The 1,167-nt window shown below is 63.8% G+C and carries 1 pseudogene; it reads right to left on the bottom strand.

Going from position 1 to position 1,167, the window contains the following annotated elements:
* Nucleotides 1–195: 195 nt before the first annotated feature.
* Nucleotides 196–1,042, bottom strand: a pseudogene (locus H5395_RS18325) (IS3 family transposase); the annotation flags it as partial.
* Between the last annotated feature and the right edge of the window lie 125 nt (nucleotides 1,043–1,167).

Consider the following 1,167-nt stretch of genomic DNA (forward strand, 5'->3'; position numbering starts at 1 on the left):
CTCCCGCCGCCGGCGACGCAGGCCTCGCCCCCTCGCCGCGCGTCACGTTCCCCGTCCGGCCGGCATGCCCGAGCAGGGCCGGGATCCGCCGCTGGCCGCAGCGCCCCTGCCGGGCGGCAAGCGCAACTAGACCTGTCCCGGTTTCGTTCCGGTCAGGTGCTCATGTTAGGCGGCCCTCTGTTCGAAGGCCACGGGTTATTTCCAGCCGGGGGCCGAGTGTTTTCTGCGGGTTGTAGAATCCGTTGATGTATTCGAAGAGCGCCATTTCGACCTCGCGCCGGGTTTGCCAGTTGCGCCGCCGGACCAGTTCGGCCTTCAGCGACTTGAAGACGCTCTCGACCGCCGAATTATCACAGCAATTGCCCTTGCCGCTCATCGAAACCTTGAAACCGTGCTGGCGCAGTAGCTTCTGATAGTGATGGGCACAGTATTGCGAGCCGCGATCGGTGTGATGGATGCAACCCGGTGGCGGGCGACGCAACGCGATTGCCATGTTCAGCGCCCTGCGCCAGATCCTGCTTCATTCGGCTGCTGATCGCCCCGCCGACCATGCGCCGTGAGAACAGATCGATGATGACGGCCAAGTAGACCCAGCCCTCGCGCGTCCAGACATAGGTGATGTCGCCCGCCCATTTCTGGTTCGGCCGGCTCGCGGTGAAGTTCTGGCTCTCAGGAGGTTCGGCGCGATGTTGAAGGCGTGATCGCTGTCGGTGGTGCGCTTGAACTTGCGGCTGCGAACGACCTGGATGCCGTTCTGGCGCATCAGACGGCCAACGCGCCGCTGGCCGATAGTCAGACCCAATTCGTTGAGTTCTTCGGTCATGCATGGCCTGCCATAGCTGCCCAGGCTGCGGCGATGCTGTTCTCGGATATGGGCCAGGATCACCATGTCACGCCGTTGGCGCTGCGACCGCGGCCGCTGCTTCCAGGCCCGGAACCCGCGGTCCGTCACCCCCATCAGGCGGCACAGACCGCTGCGCGGCAGATTGCCACGGTAATTGGCAATGAATTGAAACTTCATGGCTTTTGAGCCGCGAAGAACTGAGCCGCCTTCCTAAGAAACATCCGCCGCCTCTGGTGCCGGTGCAAGAGCATAGCCAAGCGATCGCGCACGACGCTGCAGATTGGCCAGAACCCGGGATCGGTGCCGCGCGTCATAGGCGGCAG

The sequence above is a fragment of the Paracoccus sp. MC1854 genome, from assembly GCF_014164635.1.
GTDB lineage: Bacteria > Pseudomonadota > Alphaproteobacteria > Rhodobacterales > Rhodobacteraceae > Paracoccus.